The sequence below is a fragment of the Dellaglioa sp. CoH-55-MRSF-9 genome (assembly GCF_056782155.1).
Map to the genome: position 1 here is coordinate 1 of NZ_JBXAYG010000072.1, position 277 is coordinate 277.

Genomic DNA, 277 nt, shown 5'->3' on the forward strand with positions numbered 1-277 from the left:
CATTGGACCGTGTAGAAACAGCCATTATCGAATGTGCGCATCATGCACCCCTTTAGACGAGATAACCCCATGCGTCGCGAGCGTAGCGCGCGGCATCCGCCAGCAATTCAGCGCGTGTCCGGTATTGCGGTCCGACGCATGCCGCGCGGTCTTCGCCGTCGTGCATGTCAACAAACCGCCAGCAATGGACGCCCGCCGGATTCGAATTCGTGTACCCGATCCCAGCAAACCGCGATGCGTGAATGGTGAGCCGATTAACGCCGTTATAGAGTGCCAT

The 277-nt window shown here is 58.5% G+C and carries 1 protein-coding gene; it reads right to left on the reverse strand.

The features are described 5' to 3' along the window. Nucleotides 1–52: 52 nt before the first annotated feature. A partial coding sequence (locus AC1RPV_RS07840) for a hypothetical protein (protein ID WP_481764209.1) occupies nt 53–277 on the reverse strand: 225 nt, incomplete at its 5' end.